This window comes from Neobacillus sp. SM06 (genome assembly GCF_050496765.1).
In the GTDB taxonomy this organism is placed as follows: Bacteria; Bacillota; Bacilli; order Bacillales; family Cytobacillaceae; genus JAEVLT01.
In genome coordinates this window covers 186,569-204,480 of record NZ_JBNWEO010000007.1, presented here as the reverse complement: position 1 = coordinate 204,480, position 17,912 = coordinate 186,569, and the positions used below count along the sequence as shown (strand labels likewise).

Genomic DNA, 17,912 nt, shown 5'->3' with positions numbered 1-17,912 from the left:
ATCGGCGGGTTTTCTTTATTAATGGGCTGTTATTAGTAACCCTTCGAATAGTCGACCAGATTCACCGTCGGCTTTGTACCTGAAAGGTAATCGTGCAAGTTTGGAATCAAAATCTCATGGATTACACGCTTGTCATAATGTTCTGTCGAGCCGGCCGTGTGCGGCGTGATGATCACGTTTTCCATCTTCCATAGAGGACTCGATTCCGGAAGCGGCTCGGTTGCAAATACATCAAGACCCGCTCCGGCAATTTCGCCATTTTCAAGCGCGGCGATTAAATCTTGTTCAAGAATGATTTCACCTCTGCCAATGTTAATAAAAAAGGCAGAAGACTTCATTAATTGGAATTGTGCGGCTGTAAACAAGTGGTGTGTTTCTTTTGTCAGCGGCAACGTGACGACAACATAATCGCATTGCGGTAAAACAGTGTGCAACTCGGCTGAAGTGTACATTTCGTCGACATTTTCGTCTGGCTTGCCGGAGTTGCGGACACCAAGTACTTTCATGCCAAATGCTTTGGCGATTTTTGCGGTTTCTTTACCTATGGCGCCGACGCCAATGATTCCGATTGTTTTTTGGTGGATTTCGAGTTTCATATGGGCGTGATGCCAGATTTTTTCCTGCTGCTGCTTCACATAGGTATGGATTTTTCGCGTTAAGCCGAGCATTAGGGCGAAAATTGTTTCGGATATTGGGTACGCATGAACACCGCTGGCACTGGTCAACCAAATATTTTTTTCCTGCATTGCGTCGAGTGGCATCGCATTCACACCCGCGCTCCACGATTGCATCCATTTTAGCTTTGCACCATTGGCAAAGATCTCGTCCTCGATACCTTTTTTCCACCCGGCGATAATTTCGGCATCTTTTAAATGGTTTTTCCAAACTTCCGGATTTTTTCCGCAAATGATTTCCCATTCGGGTAAAACATTTTTAATGGCTGAAAGCTCCTGATCGGCAATATTGTGGGTAATGATCATTTTTCGCTTCATTCCAATTCCTCCGTTCTCAGTACTACTTTCATGATAACGGAAAAGCGAGAATATTTTTACTGTTTTGTATTGAAACATTACTGTGAATTGCTTACCAAAAAGAATAGAGAAAATTTTCCTGAAAATCTTTGGTCTCGTTTATCTAGTTTCGAAATTTTTGTTATTTTTTCCAGTAGTGGCTATTGTTATAAGTTCTTGGAGGTGGCTCAACGCCCAAGAAAGAGCAAAAAGGTGGTTGGAGGTCGCTGAGAGAGTGGCTGCTCAACGCCCGAAAAGGGAGGGAAAGAGCGGTTATCTGAAGAATGTCTCCCTGTAAATTCAGAGAAAGTGAGCTTCCTACACGTGAATGAAAACAAAGTTGCAAAAAACGGCAAAATAATACCCGTTTCCACTGAAGAAACGGGTTCGAAAAGTCATGTTAAGGAGCCGCAATTGCCGTAGAAAAATAAGAAAGTTTTAAACCACCACTCCTCAAAGTGGGTGTTCGCAGAAACCGCCCTGCATGTCCTCCCTGTCGTATAGACGAAGGCTTGTCATTCTTGTTTCAATTTAAAACTCCCTGTTACAGCTTAAAGGTTAAAACTTTATTATCGATACGAACAATGCAGCTTGTATATAGTATAATACAACATTGATGTTGTTTATTCAATGGGAATAAAATACAAATCACTTTATCCGTAGTTCATGAACGTGGAGATCCTTTGCTCTTTATCGTAAAAATTGTTAGCGGAAAAATGCTCTTCGTACCTCGCTCATCATTCAAAAACGTTATAATAGAAATAGTTGATTTGTTCGGAAGGGAAACTAGCGCAGATAGGAGAGAAGTTCATTGCTAGAAAAAGCACAGCAGTTATTGCAAACCTATTTTGGGTATTCATCGTTTCGCCATGGCCAGGAAAAAGCCATCCAATCGGTTTTACAAGGGAAAAACACGATTTGCGTCATGCCGACAGGGGGAGGCAAGTCTATTTGTTATCAAATTCCGGCACTTGCCCTAAATGGGACAGCAATTGTCATTTCCCCGCTTATTTCGTTAATGAAAGACCAGGTCGACACGCTCGTACAAGCAGGGATTCCAGCAGCCTTTATTAATAGCTCATTAAGTTTCCAGGAAGCCAATGAGCGAATTCAGCAAGCAATCCAAGGAAAGTACAAGCTTCTTTATATTGCCCCTGAACGTTTAGAATCGCAAGGCTTTATTGAGGATCTGAAAAAAATGGACATCCCTCTCGTCGCAGTAGACGAAGCCCACTGTATTTCCCAATGGGGGCACGATTTTCGCCCAAGCTACCGCCATATTCAAAAATTAATCACAAGCATGCCGCAGAAACCGACAGTGATGGCTTTAACCGCCACCGCTACGCCGATTGTGCGCGAAGATATTTGTCATTTATTAAAAATTAACGAGGAAAATACGATCATTACCGGATTTGAACGTAAGAATCTTTCTTTCACTGTTATTAAGGGGCAGGATCGGTTGCGTTTTTTAAAAGATTACTTGAAAAAGAATGAAAAAGAAGCGGGTATTATTTATGCAGCCACACGGAAAACGGTTGATCAGCTTTACGAGCGGCTGAAAAAGGAAAATTTCAATGTCGCCCGTTACCATGCTGGAATGAATGAGACAGAACGAACCCGCGAGCAGGAACGTTTTTTAGCAGATGAAGCGACGGTCATGGTAGCTACCTCCGCGTTTGGCATGGGAATTGATAAATCAAATATCCGCTACGTCGTTCATTTTCAGCTTCCGAAAAATATGGAAAGCTATTATCAAGAGGCAGGCCGTGCCGGAAGAGATGGATTGGACAGCGAATGTCTTGTCCTCTACTCCCCTCAGGATGTACAAATCCAACGGTTTTTAATCGACCAATCGAGCGATCCCGCCCGGATCAAACAAGAATTGGAAAAACTGCAGTCGATGGTAGATTATTGCCACACGGAAGAATGCTTGCAGGCGTTTATTTTAACCTATTTTGGCGAAACCGAGACAAAAGCGTGCGGCCGATGCGGCAATTGTACCGATTCACGGGAGAGCATCGATGTGACGAAAGAGGCGCAAATGGTTTTGTCGTGCATGATTCGCATGGGGCAGCGCTTTGGCAAGCAGCTCATCGCCCAAGTATTAACCGGTTCGAAAAATAAAAAGATTACTGATCTATCCTTTGACAAACTGTCAACCTATGGGATCATGCGCGAAAAGAGTGCAAAAGAAGTGTCCGATTTTATCGAATTTTTGATATCACAGGAACTGATCGCTGTTCAGCATGGAACCTATCCGACATTGGTGGTTTCGGTAAAGGGAAAAGAGGTACTGCTGGGGCAGCAAAAAGTTTACAGAAGGGAAGCGGTTGTAAGCAGGCAAGTGGCCCGCCATGATCCATTGTTTGAAGCGCTTAGAACCCTTCGCAAACAGCTGGCGGACAGCGAAAAAGTACCGCCATTTGTGATTTTTTCCGATTCGGCGTTAAAAGATATGGTGGCAAAACGGCCGCAGACGAACGAAGCATTCCTAGCAGTCAATGGTGTCGGCGAGCATAAACTAAAAAAATACGGTGAAGCGTTTCTGGCTGCAATTGGAAATTTCCTTGCTGGAAATCTTGGGCAAGAGCCGGAAATGGCTGCAGAAACGCCTGTTAAAAAGGCTGCAACGAAGCCGGTGGCAAACTCACATTTAGAAACATTTAAACTTTATCAGGAAGGACTGTCGCTTGAAGAAATTGCCGCAAAACGGGAGCTTTCGCTGGTAACAATTGAAAATCATCTGTTGCTTTGTGCCGAACAGGGGCTTGGTGTTGATTTAGACGGGATGATCCCGAATAAGTTTGTGCCCTTGTTGGAGCAGGCCGTTGCCGAAGCGGGTGCAGAGAAGTTAAAGCCGATCAAAGAACGGCTTCCGGATGAAGTTAGCTATTTTATGATCAAAGCTTATTTACTATTGCGAAAAAAAGTTGCCGTAAACTGATGTTTGTCTTTCATTCCATGAAACGGAAATTTATACTGAAAGTAAAGGTTTTCAAAACAAAGGAGGATGTTGGGAATGAGAGTATTAGTTGTTGGTGCCGGAGCAGTGGGCGGTTATTTTGGCGGCCGTCTGTCCGAAAAAGGGGTAGATGTGACCTTTCTTGTTCGTGAAAGAAGAAGAAAACAGTTGGAAGAGCAAGGACTCCAGATTAACAGTGTCCATGGCGATGCTTCATTCCGGCCAAAAACCATTGTCGCTGGTGAAGAAGCGGAACCGTTCGATCTGATTTTGCTTTCCACAAAGGCATACCATTTGCAAAATGCGATAGCCGACTTTCGTCCATATGTATCAGAGAGGACAGCGATCATGCCGCTGCTCAATGGAATTTTGCATTTCGGGATCTTGGCAGAAGAGTTTGGTGAAGAAAAGGTGCTTGGCGGTCTTTGTTTTATTGAAGCAACACTTGGAGAAAAGGGTGAAATCATCCAGACGAGCCCAATTCACGATCTCGTCTTCGGTGAGCGTTCCGGAGAAAAATCGGAGCGGATTTTAAAAATCGCTGAAAGCTTTAGTGGCGCCAATGCAAATTTCCGTTTAAGTGACAATATCAATCGTGATTTATGGCAAAAGTACTTGTTTATTTCGACGATGTCTGGTATCACAACATTAATGCGCGCCCCGATCGGCCCGATTCGCGAACAGCCGAACGGCCGGGAAACGGTACAGCACTTGTTGCATGAAATTATCACCGTGATGAAAGCCGTCGATGCACCGCTTGTTGACCATGTGGCAGAAGCCTTAATGAAGCAAATTGACGGGCTAGGATTTGAAATGAAATCGTCGATGCAACGAGATATGGAAAAACAGCTGCCAGTTGAAGCGGATCACCTGCATGGGTTCCTGTTCCAAATCGCGAGAAAAGAACAAATTGCCACACCAGTACTCGAAGCCGTCTACGCTAATTTGAAAATCTATCAGCAACTGCTTGGATAGAAAAAAATCCGGGAAAGGCAAGCATTTTCAACAAATCGTTTCAATCATAATTGAATTCCCATTGTGATTGAACAATGACAAAGCGCTTTAAAATAGAAGTTTAAGCGTTTTGGAAAACGAAATAAAATGAGGATAAAATCTCAAGGGATTTGAAGAATTTTTTGTAGTTTTACAAAAAACAGCAAATAAACCTTACTAAGTAGGGATTGAGTTTTTATACGATAAGTAGATCTTCCTTGCTTAGTAAGGAAATGGTTCATCGGAAGTTGCCGAAAATTATCCAATTCTAGAAGTAGCAATGAACGAAGAAAAGCGACTACAATGAATTCGAAATTTTTAAATATTGACGATGGTTTTATAAATGGAGAAACTACTAAAGCAAATTAAGAAAAGAGCGCCAAAACTGTATGAGGAAATCTTTCTATAGTCTCCTCCCCCCAATCGTTTCCACCTTCAAACTTTCAACACATTTTGACAAAATTCTACCACTTTCCCCTTTTTTTATAAGAAAATTTAGTATATACTAAGAAGCAAGTAATTTTTACTAGAGTTTTAGCAGTAGTTCCCTTTTTTATAGGGAATCAGCATTTTTTGTGAAAAAAGTCCGGGTGCCGATGAGCCTAGAAAATTAAATAGCTACGAACAGGCAAACCCATTGAAAAATGGGGGCGCAAAACTATAGGGTCTAACGGTGAAAACGCACCCATGACAGCCAGCTGCCGAATAGCACGATCAAGAGAGAGAAGTGACTATTCCATTGGATGAAGGGATAGTCTTTTTTTGGCTAATCAGAATTTATATGGATAAATTCTGAACGCATAAATTCAACTACGCCTCTGTCTTCGTCCAAAGGACTCGCCAGTCGGCGAGTTTTCATTTATTATTTCAGCTGGATTAAAATAGGTAAAAAAGGGGTCTAATCATGAGCGGTCATCTGAGAGATTTATTTTACTATCAAACTTTAAATACTACTCTTACGCATGTATTTGAAATTTTGAGTAAAACAATCGCAGTGAATACGTTTGTTCTAACAGCCGATGAGAACGGTGATGGTACCGTAATAAAAGCATTTAATCGTGGGCAAACCCTCCTATCCGAAGGGAGCCGGCTCGTGGGGGCTGCTGATGTCGAAAAGCCGGATCCGCTGCTTACATTGCTACGCAGCGGACATTTTACTGAGGTTCCGATTGTGTTAAAAACTGGAGTGGTATTTGGCAGGCTGTTGGCGATTCATTCACAGCCATTTGAATTTAGCGGGTATGACCACTCTGTTCTGCAAACAGCCGGTCATTTAATTGCCCAAACCATTGATCTTGAAAACTTAACCATTAAAGACACCTTAACCTCAAACTATATAAATGGAATTAAAGGATTTTAAGAAAATTTGTCCAATTCTTATAGGTAAATAAAACCTTTAGGAAGGCGGACACATAATGAAAATCCTTCAAAATGAAAACATGGATTCAATTCAGGAAGTTAAAGCTTGTATGCATGGTTTAAGGGATCTACGGATGTTTAAACGTTATCAGGCTATCCTCATGCATTTAAAAGGACGGACTTATGTAGAAATCGCTGACCTTTTAGAATGTACGGAGCAAACTATATATAACTATGTTCGAGCCTATAAAACTAACGGTTTGGAGGGATTAGTTCCCGGACAATCTCCCGGACGCCCTTGTCAACTAACAGAGGAACAAGAAAAGGAACTCTATCAGTTAATTGTTGAAAAAAAGCCAGCTGCTGTTGGATTTCCCGCAGAAATGAATTGGACTTCATTTCTTGTTCGCGATTGGATTAAGCAAACATTTGACATTGTTTATACGGACCGGGGTGTAAGGAGATTGTTGACTCGTTTGGGATTTAGTTACACAAAACCAACGTATACCCTAGCAAAGGCTGACCCCGAGAAACAGGAAGCGTTCAAACAAGAATTTGAAACGATTAAAAAAAATGATGAATGACGAAATTGATCGAATTCTGTTTCAAGATGAATCCATGATCAGGGACTACCAAGCTTTAGCCAATACATGGTTTCCTAAAGGGCAACAAAAAGTGATACCTACTTATGGAAAACATCACGGGGTTAAATTAATTGGTACCCTCGATTACGAAACAGGCGAAGTGTTTGTCACAGAAGAAGAACACTATGATGCTCAAGTTTTCCTATCTTTTCTTGAAAAAGTTGTAGTCAGATACAAGGGTGAGAAGATTGTAATGATACTGGATAATGCTAGAATCCACCACTCGAAACTGATTCAACCTTTTCTCGAAGCCCATAAAGATCATCTGCAACTTGTTTTTCTCCCACCATACAGCCCAGAGTTAAACCTAATTGAAGGACTGTGGGGATGGTTAAAAAAATCAATTATTTATAATGTTTTTTATAAAACGGTAGAAGAAATTAGAGTGGCTGTCCAGACATTCATTACACAAATCAATAAAGACCCTATGAAAATCGTTAATCGTCTATGTCTTAAGCTTTAACTATTGACTCAATTACACCTTTAGCCAGATTGCCAGGATCGGATTGAGCAATAAATAGCCTAAAACGATATTCGACAAACTCCGATGATTGCAGGTATATTGTGCTTAAATTTTGTAGAATATTGTCATTAATCTAGGAAATCGTTACAGAACCAAATTGTTTAGTTCCATATATATATAATCGGTCTTTCATTCAAAATTATTTTCAGTACGATCAGGTGAAATCAGCGAACTTAGCGTTTATTTTTCTTGATTTGGACAATTTTAAATCGATCAACGACACATTTGGCCATGATTACGGCGATCTTTTGCTAAAAGAAATGGCGAAAAGAATCGAAAGCTGCATCGGTCCGGATGATCTTTTGGCACGAATAGGCGGCGATGAATTTATTGTTCTGCATCAACATGCACACAGTGGGAACCGTTCTGAATCAAAAAAACTGGCAAGGGAAATACTGGACAAAATCTCGGAACCAGTGACCCTTAACAAGCTGAATATCAAGATGACAGGGAGCATTGGCATTAGTTTCTATCCGGAAAATGGAAAGAATATGAATGAACTGTTGAAACAAGCGGATATCTCGATGTACGCGGTCAAGGATCAAGGGAAAAATGGGGTTCAATTTTTCCAAAAAGAAATGGAATCTACTTCTATTAACCGCTTTATTATGGAAAATTTCTTGCATACTGCACTGGAAAAAAATGAATTGGAAGTGTATTATCAACCAATTTTTCATCTGAAAACGAATCAATTGGTTTGCTATGAAGCTCTTTTGCGCTGGCACCATCCAGAGCTTGGCATGGTATCTCCCGCGGAGTTTATTCCGATTGCAGAAGAAACAGGGTTGATCATCCCGATTGGTCATTGGGTGCTGAAGACGGTCTGTGAGCAAGGGCAGTCATGGCGAGAGAAAGGACTGCCGGCCAGATTTTCGGTGAACCTTTCAGCCAAGCAATTTGAGGATCGAACGCTGGTAAAAAGAATTCAGACGATCTTGACCGAAACCAATTTCCCTCCTGAACAGCTCCAGTTTGAAATAACAGAGAGCATGCTAATGAAAGATGTACAATATGCCAGCAAAATTTTGCGGCAAATCGAAGCATTGGGCATTGAAGTCGGCATTGATGACTTTGGCACCGGTTATTCTTCATTAACGTATTTAAACGAGCTGCCAATCAGCTTTTTGAAAATGGATAAGTCGTTTACACTGAATCTTTATAAAGATCAGCAAACGATAAAGATTGCGAAAGCCATTATCAATCTAGCGCAAACACTGAACATCAAATCGGTCGCTGAAGGAATTGAAGAGGCGGAGCACCTCCGTTTTCTTTTGGATCACCGTTCGGATTACGGGCAAGGCTTCTTATTGGGAAAACCAATGACCGCGAACGAAGCAGAGGCCTTTACGGTAGAAAAAAAGGTAAGCCGTTGCTGAAAAGTCGGCTTCCCTTTATTAATTGAATTATTACAATTGGTTAACACTTGCTTTACAAAAAAAGTTTATGCTTATGATAGAGGTTAAGGGGGAGGGGGGCGTCAGATGCTGGAGTTGATAACAAGGCTTATTATTTTGACAACCTATTGTACGCTTTTTCCGTAAATCGAGGGTGCCGATTCAATGTCATTCTTGAATGGTTCATTTTTTAAACCGAATGGTTCACGAGCTCCGGGTGGCGGTGGCTTGCTGTGTAAAGGATCACGCCGCTAATCAGTAGCAAGAGACTTGTGCTGACAAAAACAGCTGAGAAACCGAGATAACCCGAAATAAACCCGCCAAGCATCGGACCAAAGATATTACCAAAGAATCGAAGGCTCGTATTGTAGCCGATGACTTCTCCTTGCATCGCAATCGGAGCTTCCTGGCGAAGGAAGGCGATTTGAACAGGCGTAATGCCTCCAAGTGAAATTCCGAGCACAAAGCGGATGAGCACAAGCTGCCACAGACTCGTCACAATCGCACCAGGCAAATAGACCGATCCCGCCACAAACAGCAATATAATCAAAACCTTCACATATCCATGCAAATCCGCTATTTTCCCCCAGCTTCTTGACATGAACAGGTTGCCAAGCCCGGCGGCCGAAAAAGCGATTCCCGAATAGAAGGCAATGTTTTCTTTTCCATGTAATTCACTCACATACAGTGATAAAATCGGCTGGATGCTAAAATGGGCAATTTGAATCAGCGCCGAGATAAATAAAACCGTTAATAAGACGGGATTGCGCGTAAGGTGGCGGATAACTTCCTTACTCGTATAAATGGATTTCGTTTCTTTGTTATCGGCAATTTTGTATTCCTTTGTTGCCAAAACAAGCAGTCCTGAAATAAGAATGGAGAGCGATGTCCATTTAAACGTTGTGCTGTAGCCGACTGAATCGGCGATGATCCCGCCAAGAATGGGGCCAAGCAAAGCCCCGGTAATCGTTCCCGTTTGCAATGTTCCGAGTACGCGGCCAGCCATGTGTTTTGGCGTTTGCGTTGAAATATACGCTTGGGACATGGAAATAAAGCCGGCAAAAAACCCCATAAAAAAGCGCAGAATAAACAATTGCCAGACGGAATGAACAAACCCCATGAAAAAGACCGACAACGTCATCCCAAAAGCCGAAAAAAGAAGGATCTTTTTGCGCCCATGGCGATCGCCCACTTTTCCCCAAATCGGTGAAAAAATAAATGCGGATACAAAGGTAACCCCAAACGTGATCCCTGACCAGTGCTGAACATATTTTTCTGAAAACTTTCCAAATGATTCAATGTACAATGAAAGAAACGGCAAAACCATTGTCATGCTACCATTAATAAAAAAATTGGCAAACCACATAATCACTAAATTTCGTCTTGCGTTCGCCTGTTGATCCATTCTGAACACTTCTTTCCCCAAAAAGTATTTCGTCATCCTAAATATTATCACAACCAAATAAATTAGAAAATTGATAAATAACAATTTTATTAAATTGGAAAAAATGAAACATTCCCTTCCGCATGGCTTTTTCCCCTTCTTGAACAATTACTGCTTTCTCCGATTTGCTACCACCTACTTTATTAATTCCCATTCAGAATCTCTGTTTATGTTAGATTATATAACAGTCAAAATTATTAAAATATTATAAATATATTGACCTTTCAGAATAAAATAATTAAACTAGCAATATAAAGTAACGGAAGGGAGGAATAGTTTGTTACATTCAAAAATGGGGGAAGATCAGATTTATCAAGTTTTAAGAAGCGCTATTTTTAATGCAGAGCTTACACCGGGCACACAATTAGTTGAATCCTCTCTTGCTGACGCATTTGGTGTGAGTCGAACTCCAATTCGGTCGGTGCTATCTCGACTGAAGTATGAATCGTTAGTCCGACTTATACCAAATAAGGGAGCATTCGTTTATTGCCCGACTCCTAAAGAAGCAGAAGAGATCTTTTTTGTAAGGCAAATATTAGAACCAGAAGCTACATATCTAGCAGCACTTAAGGCGAATTCATCCGATCTTAAAAAGATGGAGATCTACTTGGATCAAGAGAAACATTACTATCAACAGAATCAGCCTCAACTTGCCCTTCATGCGATTCAGTCCTTTCATATGGTAATAATCGAAGCTTGCAAGAATGCGTATCTAATTCAATATTTAAAAGAAGTTCTTTCCTTAACCCATATCATTCAAACCTTCTATGATGTGGCAGAAACCAATACCACTCTTTCCAATCATGAGCATCGTACCATGTATGATGCTATCCATCAAAGAGATGCCAATCGCGCAAAACAACTTGCCATTGAACATATTCCATTCATCGTAAAAGATATTGATTTCACGAAAAAATTAAATCATGCGTTATCGATTGAACAAATCATTACTCGATACACGCCCAAGTAATTTTTTAGTAGGGTTAATTGTATACAATCATTGTACACGTATAGGAGGATACATTATGTCGTCTATTAAAATGAAAACTGCTGTGCCTGGACCAAAGGCGCAAGAACTATTAAAACGGAAGGATCAGGTTGTTGCTCGTGGTCCGTCCAATTCAGTCTTAACTTTTGCCGAAAAGGGTGAGGGGGCCTTATTAACAGACATTGACGGGAATATCTTTATTGATTTTGCCGGAGCAATCGGAACATTAAACGTGGGTCATAGTCCAGTACGTGTTGTCCAGGCTTTAAAAAATCAGTTAGATCGGTATATCCATACTTGCTTCAATGTCATGATGTATGAACCGTATGTGAAGTTGGCAGAGGAGTTGATTCGGATAACACCAGGCGACCATGCCAAAAAAGCTTTTTTTGCGAATAGTGGAGCAGAAGCGGTTGAAAATGCCGTGAAAATTGCCCGAAAGTACACTGGCCGTAAAGGGATTATCTCGTTCGAACGCGGTTTCCATGGCCGGACGCTGTTAGCGATGTCATTAACGAGTAAAGTGAAGCCCTATAAATATCAATTTGGACCGTTTGCTCCTGAGACCTATCGTGCTGGTTATCCCTACTATTTCCGCAGGCCGGAGGGGATGACAGAGGAGCAGCTTGATCAAGAACTTTTAAAGGAGGTAGAAACATTCTTCCTAGCTGAAGCACCAACCGATGAAATTGCAGCTATCATTATCGAACCTGTTCAAGGAGAAGGAGGATTTGTCGTACCATCCAAAACTTTTATGCAAGGCCTTAAGAAAATTTGTGAAAAATACGGCATCCTCTTTATCGCTGATGAAATTCAAACCGGGTTTGCCCGTACCGGCTCCATGTTTGCGATTGAACAATTTGGCGTTGTGCCTGATCTAATGACATTATCGAAGTCTTTAGGAGCAGGGTTGCCAATTTCTGCCGTTGTTGGGCGCTCAGAAATTATGGATGCCCCAGCGCCAGGAGAAATCGGAGGCACTTATGGCGGGAGTCCCCTTGGCTGTGTTGCTGCTCTCGAAGTGATCAAGATTATTGAGAATGATGGATTAGTAGAGAGATCTCAAAAAATCGGTACGATGTTAAGGGAACGATTCAAGAATTTGCAAGTACTTTATCCGCAAATTGGTGATGTTCGAGGCTTAGGTTCCATGGTTGCGATTGAATTTGTCAAAGATCAGCAAACGAAAGAGCCTAATAAAGAAGCGGTTGCCAAGATTATTGCCAATGCCCAGCAAAAAGGGCTCATCCTTCTTAACGCTGGACTTTTCAGTAATTGTATCCGGGTGTTAGTTCCGCTAGTTATCACTGATGAGCAATTAGATGAAGGGTTGGTTGTGTTGGAATCTGCTATACAAGAAGTACTCGGTCAAACAGTGAACACGTAAAAAGGAGAATTGTACATGGAAATGATAAAACAGGGACAACAGAATAGTAGGGAGGAAATAACCGTCGAAGACACTGTCGCTTCCATTATTCAAAGCGTTCGACGTGAAGGGGATGTTGCCCTCAAAGCATATTTGCGTGAGTTTGATGGAGTGGAGATTGAAGAACTTCGCGTTCAAGAAGAGGATATCCAAAAGGCAAGAGCGCAATTACCACAAACATTGCTTCAGGATATTCAATTTTCTATTGAACGGATCAAAGCTTTTGCCGAAGCCCAACGCAGGTCACTAACTGAATTTGAACAAGAAATGATACCAGGGGTTTTTCTAGGACAACGGGTTATTCCGATTGAAAAAGTTGGTGCTTATATTCCAGGGGGACGGTATCCGTTGTTATCTTCGGCACAGATGGCGATTATTCCGGCAAAAGTCGCGGGGGTTTCAAATGTGAAAGTATGTACACCACCAACGAAGTCAGGTGAAGTTCATCCGGCGGTTCTGGTAGCAGCCCACATGTCCGGCGCAGATGAAGTCTATCGTGTCGGCGGAGCGCAAGCCATTGCCGCTCTAGCTTATGGAACTGAGTCAATTGCACCGGTTCAAAAAATTACAGGCCCGGGCAATGTATTTGTAACTGAGGCTAAGCGCCAGGTAAATGGTCAGGTTGGTATTGATTTGTTAGCCGGACCTAGTGAAGTGTTGGTTGTAGCGGATCAGTTTGCCAATCCAGTTTACATAGCTTCCGATTTACTTGCCCAAGCCGAACATGATATCAATGCCAGGGTGGCCTTAGTCACGACGGATCGTAACGTAGGAATAGCCGTTCTTGGTGAAATCGAGGAACAGTTGAAAACCCTGCCGACAGCTGAAGTTGCCCGCGTATCATGGGAAAGAAAGGGGCAAGTATTCTTAGCTGATCATTTAGAAGAAGCTATTTCGATTGTAAATGAATGGGCACCGGAACATCTCCATGTTCAAACGAAAAATGCTTATGAAATAAAAGATCGATTTATCAACTATGGGTCACTATTTCTAGGGGAACTTTCCTCTGTTGTTTATGCCGACAAAGTGTGTGGAACGAATCATATTCTTCCAACACGGGCTGCTGCAAAATATACAGGTGGCGTATGGGTAGGGACATTTTTAAAAGTAGTAACCTATCAACATATTAAACCAAAAGGGGTTGAGCTGCTAGCACCCCATTGTGTCAGACAATCAAACCATGAAGGTTTAATCGGTCATCTACGCTCTGCTAATGTCAGATGGAGTGGAAAGCTGGATATCATCTAAACTTATATTTTAGGGGGGAATTAATGGATGAAACACTTCACTAAATTATTTTTGCTAATGGTTATTGCACTTGTTCTTTTAGCTGGCTGCACAGGAGAAAAGACGACAACCGGATCTGCAAGTGCTACTAATGGTGGCAGCAAATCTTCTGCGAGTACCTTAGAAAAAGCAAAAGAAAAAGGGATATTGGTTGTCGCTTCCTCTAACGATGTTCCTTTTGCATACATTGACAAAGATACGAAAAAGTTTACTGGTATTGATGCAGAAATTATTACTGAAATTGCAAAGCGTTTAGGCATCCCAAAAGTAGAAATGAAAGAAGTGAAGTTTGAGAATTTGTTACTTGAGCTTAATAACAACCGGGTTGATATGGTAACAGATGGCATGTATATCAAACCGGAACGTCAAAAGATCGCCAATTTCACAAACATTTGGTATTCCGAAGGGGAAGCATTAGTCGTCTTGAAAGATTCTCCAATTAAAGGATTGGATGATTTGAAAGATAAGACGGTTGGCGGACAAAAAGGAACTGCATTCCTTGAATTTGCTCAAAAGCTTCAAAAAGAAGGCAAAATCAAAGATGTAAAGGTGTTTAACTCTCAATCTGAATTACTTCTTGCGGTTAATACGAAAAAAATTGATGCGACTATCACTGATAGTGCGGTGGCCGGATATAGTATCACGAATGATAAAACCTTGAATCTTAAATTGGTTTCTCCATATAAAGCCGAAGCAGCCGGAAACATTGGTGCGGCTGTCCGTAAGTCAGATAAAGATCTTCTAGAAGCAGTAAATAAGGAATTGGATAAGTTGAAGGAAGAAGGCTTTGTCCTAAAAGTGTTAAAAAAGTATGGACTAAACGAAGATAACTTCGTGCCTGCTGGAAAGTAAGCCGTCATGTTCTAGGAGAGCTCTTGCCTGAGTCTCTCCTAATTTTATAATGGTATAGCTTTCGCTTGCCGAATAGGGGGGTATATATGAACATCTTAAAAAGTTTAGATTTTGCTACTGCCTTTAAAGACTTGTATCCAGAATTGCTAAAAGGGATGGGAATCGTCTTAGGAGCAACCGTTGCCGGGTTTGCTTTGGCATTGATCCTCGGAACATTAATTGCCCTTGGCCGTATTTCAAAAATTAAATGGCTGAACGGCCTATTGGTGGTATTTCTGGAAATTATCCGAGGAACCCCTTTAGTTGTTCAGCTGGTGTATATGTATTATGTTGTTCCATTAATTCTCTCTCTAATCGTTCAATTTTGGATACCAAACTATCAAATAAATTTTGATGCCTTTACTGCCGGTTCCGTAGCCATGGGAATCAATTATGGCGCTTATTTATCAGAAGTAATTCGTTCCTCAATTATTTCCATCGATCGTGGTCAAACAGAAGCCGCGCTTGCACTTGGCTATACGAAACAACAGGCGATGTGGTCGATTGTCATTCCGCAGGCTGGTCGGATTGCTTTACCGACCTTTGGCAATTACATTATCATGATGATTAAGGATACCTCACTTCTTGCTTTCATTACGGTGTATGAACTATTGCTTCGTACACAAGCCTATGCCTCGCAAACGTTCTTAACAATTGAATCTTATACGATTTTAGCACTTGCATATTTAGTATTAAGCTTACCATTAGCCCAAGTAGTTCGAGTGCTGGAGAGGAGATTAGCCCGTCATGTCTAATGTTATCATTGAAGTGAAACAATTGCGAAAATCTTTTGGCTCAAATGAAATTTTAAAAGGAATCGATATGGAGATTCAACAGGGGGAAAAGGTGGTTATCATTGGGCCATCTGGCTCGGGTAAATCCACTTTTCTTCGCTGCCTTAACTATTTAGAATTGCCAACTAGCGGAACGATAAAGGTTCATGGGGACTATTTTATTAAGCCGGGCGAAAAATTTAATGAGAAGCATGTGGCCGGGCTTCGAACCGAAGTGGGAATGGTTTTTCAACGGTTTAACTTATTTCCAACGATGACAGCACTTGAAAATGTAATGGCCGCTCAAATCAAAATTAGAAAAAAATCAAAAGAAGCTGCCCGTGAAACTGCTGAAACTTATTTGAGTAAAGTTGGCTTAGCGGATCGGATGTATCATTATCCGGCTCAATTATCAGGCGGGCAACAGCAGCGTGTCGCCATCGCTAGAGCCCTTGCTATGGAGCCAAAAGCAATGTTGTTTGATGAGGCAACCTCGGCACTAGATCCCGAATTAATTGGTGAAGTGTTAAATGTTATTCGAGAATTGGCGAAAGAAGGAATGACCATGGTTTTAGTCACACATGAGATGAAATTTGCTGAAGAGGTTGGGGATCGGGTTATTTTTATGGATGGGGGAGTAATTGTCGAGGAAGGAATGCCAAAGGAATTACTCCATAACCCGAAACATAATCGAACGAAGGAATTTCTTCAAAAAGTAGAACATTAGGAGGGATATAAGGTGGTGGCTAACATTGGCTCACTTATTAACGGAAAAGTGTATAGTGGAAACGGTCGTGTACAATATGATGTACGGAACCCTTATAACGGGGATTTAGTAGGGAAGGTTGACTTTGCGACAGAGGAGGATTTACGTTTAGCGATAGAAACAGCCGAGATCGTTTTTAATGAGACCATGAATAAAATGCCTGCGCATCAACGATCTCTGATTTTGCGGAAATCTGCAGACTTGCTTGAAAGCCGTGGAGAAGAATTTGCCCAGCTTCTTTGTATGGAAGCAGGAAAACCGATTTGTGATGCTCGAGGAGAAGTGGACCGAGCGGTTCAGGTTCTTCGTTTTGCCAGTGAGGAAGCGAAGCGGAATGATGGAGAATTAATTAAGATGGATTCCGCGGTTGGAGGAGAAGGACGGATCGGGTTTGCTAAACGCGTCCCGGTTGGCGTGATTGCTGCGATTACCCCGTTTAACTTCCCCCTCAACCTTGTATTGCATAAGTTAGCTCCCGCAATTGCTGCCGGATGTACTGTTGTCCTTAAACCGGCTGAAAAAACCCCTTTATCGGCGATGAAGCTGGTTACACTTATGGAGGAAGCCGGCCTTCCTGCTGGAGCGGTGAATGTGGTAAATGGTTTAGGTTTGGATCTCGTGCCTCTGTTGGTTACTCATCCTTTTGTTAAAAAAGTTACCTTTACCGGAAGTGGTTCGGTAGGCTATAAAATTAAGGAGATGGCTGGAAATCGGAAAGTAACACTTGAGTTAGGATCTAATTCTCCGAATATCGTTTTCCCGGATGGCGATTTGGATGCGGCTGTTGCAGGTATGGTCAAAGGGGGATTTGCTTTTGCAGGTCAAGCTTGTATATCGGTTCAGAGAATTTATGTTCATCGTGAAGTCTTTGGTTCATTTTTGGATAAATTCATTCCGTTGGTTGAAAAGTTGCAAGTAGGAGATCCAGTTTTAGAAACAACGGATGTTGGACCGATGATTACTGAAGATGCTGCCATACGTGCTGAGGCGTGGATACAGGAAGCGGTCAGCCAAGGGGCAAAGGTGTTGGCAGGTGGTCAGCGACAGGGAACGTTACTCCAACCAACGGTTTTGGTGGATGTGACCCCTTCTATGAAGGTAGTCTGCCAGGAGGTCTTTGCTCCTTTAGTTACGGTAATTCCATTTGATACAGAAGAAGAGGTAATTGCTGCTGTCAATGATTCTGATTATGGACTACAGGCAGGCGTGTTTACCTCTGATATCAACCGGGCTTTTCGTTTTTTTGAAGGCATAGAGACAGGCGGAGTTTGGATTAACGAAATCTCGACAGTTCGCCAAGACAATTACCCATATGGAGGTGTAAAGTTAAGCGGCATCGGCCGCGAAGGAGTTGCCTCAGCAGTAAAAGAAATGACAGAAGTGAAGTTTATGGGGATTAAATTGGGATAGATTTTGTTAATCCATATTAAAAGATATCCAGCCCGCAATCAA

At 41.8% G+C, this 17,912-nt stretch carries 14 protein-coding genes, 1 other RNA gene and 1 riboswitch; of the genes, 12 read left to right on the top strand and 3 right to left on the bottom strand.

Features of this window, described 5'->3' with window-relative positions; all coding sequences use genetic code 11:
- Positions 1-32: 32 nt before the first annotated feature.
- The gene (locus ACQYAD_RS02120; RefSeq protein WP_430235021.1) at positions 33-992 is read right to left on the bottom strand and encodes a D-2-hydroxyacid dehydrogenase; all 960 of its coding nucleotides are present in this window, start codon (positions 990-992) and stop codon (positions 33-35) included.
- 419 nt (positions 993-1,411) lie between these two features.
- Positions 1,412-1,606, bottom strand: a non-coding RNA gene (ssrS, locus tag ACQYAD_RS02115) — 6S RNA.
- A gap of 215 nt (positions 1,607-1,821) precedes the next feature.
- Between ssrS and recQ the strand changes: the two genes are divergently transcribed.
- The 5 genes from recQ to ACQYAD_RS02090 all read left to right on the top strand — a co-directional run bounded on the left by recQ (position 1,822) and on the right by ACQYAD_RS02090 (position 8,867).
- Complete coding sequence (gene recQ / locus ACQYAD_RS02110; RefSeq protein WP_430235019.1) at positions 1,822-3,954, top strand: DNA helicase RecQ; 2,133 nt, start codon at positions 1,822-1,824, stop codon at positions 3,952-3,954.
- 75 nt (positions 3,955-4,029) lie between these two features.
- Positions 4,030-4,947, top strand: coding sequence for a 2-dehydropantoate 2-reductase (panE, locus tag ACQYAD_RS02105; protein ID WP_430235017.1), 918 nt, complete (start codon positions 4,030-4,032; stop codon positions 4,945-4,947).
- 635 nt (positions 4,948-5,582) lie between these two features.
- Positions 5,583-5,671: riboswitch (cyclic di-GMP riboswitch) on the top strand.
- Positions 5,672-5,869: 198 nt separating this feature from the next.
- Positions 5,870-6,325 (top strand): hypothetical protein, encoded by a 456-nt coding sequence (locus ACQYAD_RS02100; RefSeq protein WP_430235015.1) that lies wholly within the window; start codon positions 5,870-5,872, stop codon positions 6,323-6,325.
- Positions 6,326-6,404: 79 nt separating this feature from the next.
- A protein-coding gene (locus ACQYAD_RS02095) for an IS630 family transposase (protein ID WP_430235185.1) occupies positions 6,405-7,431 on the top strand; the annotation gives its coding sequence in 2 pieces (ribosomal slippage) (positions 6,405-6,877 and positions 6,876-7,431; 1,029 coding nt in all).
- A gap of 140 nt (positions 7,432-7,571) precedes the next feature.
- Positions 7,572-8,867, top strand: coding sequence for a putative bifunctional diguanylate cyclase/phosphodiesterase (locus ACQYAD_RS02090; RefSeq protein ID WP_430235203.1), 1,296 nt, complete (start codon positions 7,572-7,574; stop codon positions 8,865-8,867).
- A gap of 208 nt (positions 8,868-9,075) precedes the next feature.
- Here the strand turns inward: ACQYAD_RS02090 and ACQYAD_RS02085 are convergent, their stop codons facing one another.
- Entirely contained in the window at positions 9,076-10,290 is a 1,215-nt protein-coding gene (locus tag ACQYAD_RS02085; RefSeq protein ID WP_430235013.1) for an MFS transporter, read from the bottom strand.
- 316 nt (positions 10,291-10,606) lie between these two features.
- Here ACQYAD_RS02085 and ACQYAD_RS02080 point away from each other — a divergent pair, with 316 nt between their 5' ends.
- From ACQYAD_RS02080 to ACQYAD_RS02050, 7 genes are all read left to right on the top strand, one after another.
- Positions 10,607-11,299: a GntR family transcriptional regulator gene (locus ACQYAD_RS02080; protein ID WP_430235011.1), complete on the top strand. Its 693-nt coding sequence runs from the start codon at positions 10,607-10,609 to the stop codon at positions 11,297-11,299.
- A gap of 55 nt (positions 11,300-11,354) precedes the next feature.
- Complete coding sequence (gene gabT, locus ACQYAD_RS02075) at positions 11,355-12,704, top strand: 4-aminobutyrate--2-oxoglutarate transaminase (RefSeq protein ID WP_430235009.1); 1,350 nt, start codon at positions 11,355-11,357, stop codon at positions 12,702-12,704.
- Between the two features lie 15 nt (positions 12,705-12,719).
- The gene (gene hisD / locus ACQYAD_RS02070) at positions 12,720-13,991 is read left to right on the top strand and encodes a histidinol dehydrogenase (protein WP_430235007.1); all 1,272 of its coding nucleotides are present in this window, start codon (positions 12,720-12,722) and stop codon (positions 13,989-13,991) included.
- Positions 13,992-14,018: 27 nt separating this feature from the next.
- On the top strand, positions 14,019-14,882 hold the full coding sequence (locus ACQYAD_RS02065; RefSeq protein ID WP_430235005.1) for an ABC transporter substrate-binding protein: 864 nt from the start codon (positions 14,019-14,021) through the stop codon (positions 14,880-14,882).
- Positions 14,883-14,968: 86 nt separating this feature from the next.
- Positions 14,969-15,676, top strand: a complete 708-nt coding sequence (locus ACQYAD_RS02060) for an amino acid ABC transporter permease (RefSeq protein WP_430235003.1) — start codon at positions 14,969-14,971, stop codon at positions 15,674-15,676.
- Between the two features lie 4 nt (positions 15,677-15,680).
- Positions 15,681-16,421, top strand: coding sequence for an amino acid ABC transporter ATP-binding protein (locus ACQYAD_RS02055; RefSeq protein ID WP_430235201.1), 741 nt, complete (start codon positions 15,681-15,683; stop codon positions 16,419-16,421).
- 15 nt (positions 16,422-16,436) lie between these two features.
- On the top strand, positions 16,437-17,870 hold the full coding sequence (locus ACQYAD_RS02050) for an aldehyde dehydrogenase family protein (protein WP_430235199.1): 1,434 nt from the start codon (positions 16,437-16,439) through the stop codon (positions 17,868-17,870).
- Positions 17,871-17,912: the final 42 nt, after the last annotated feature.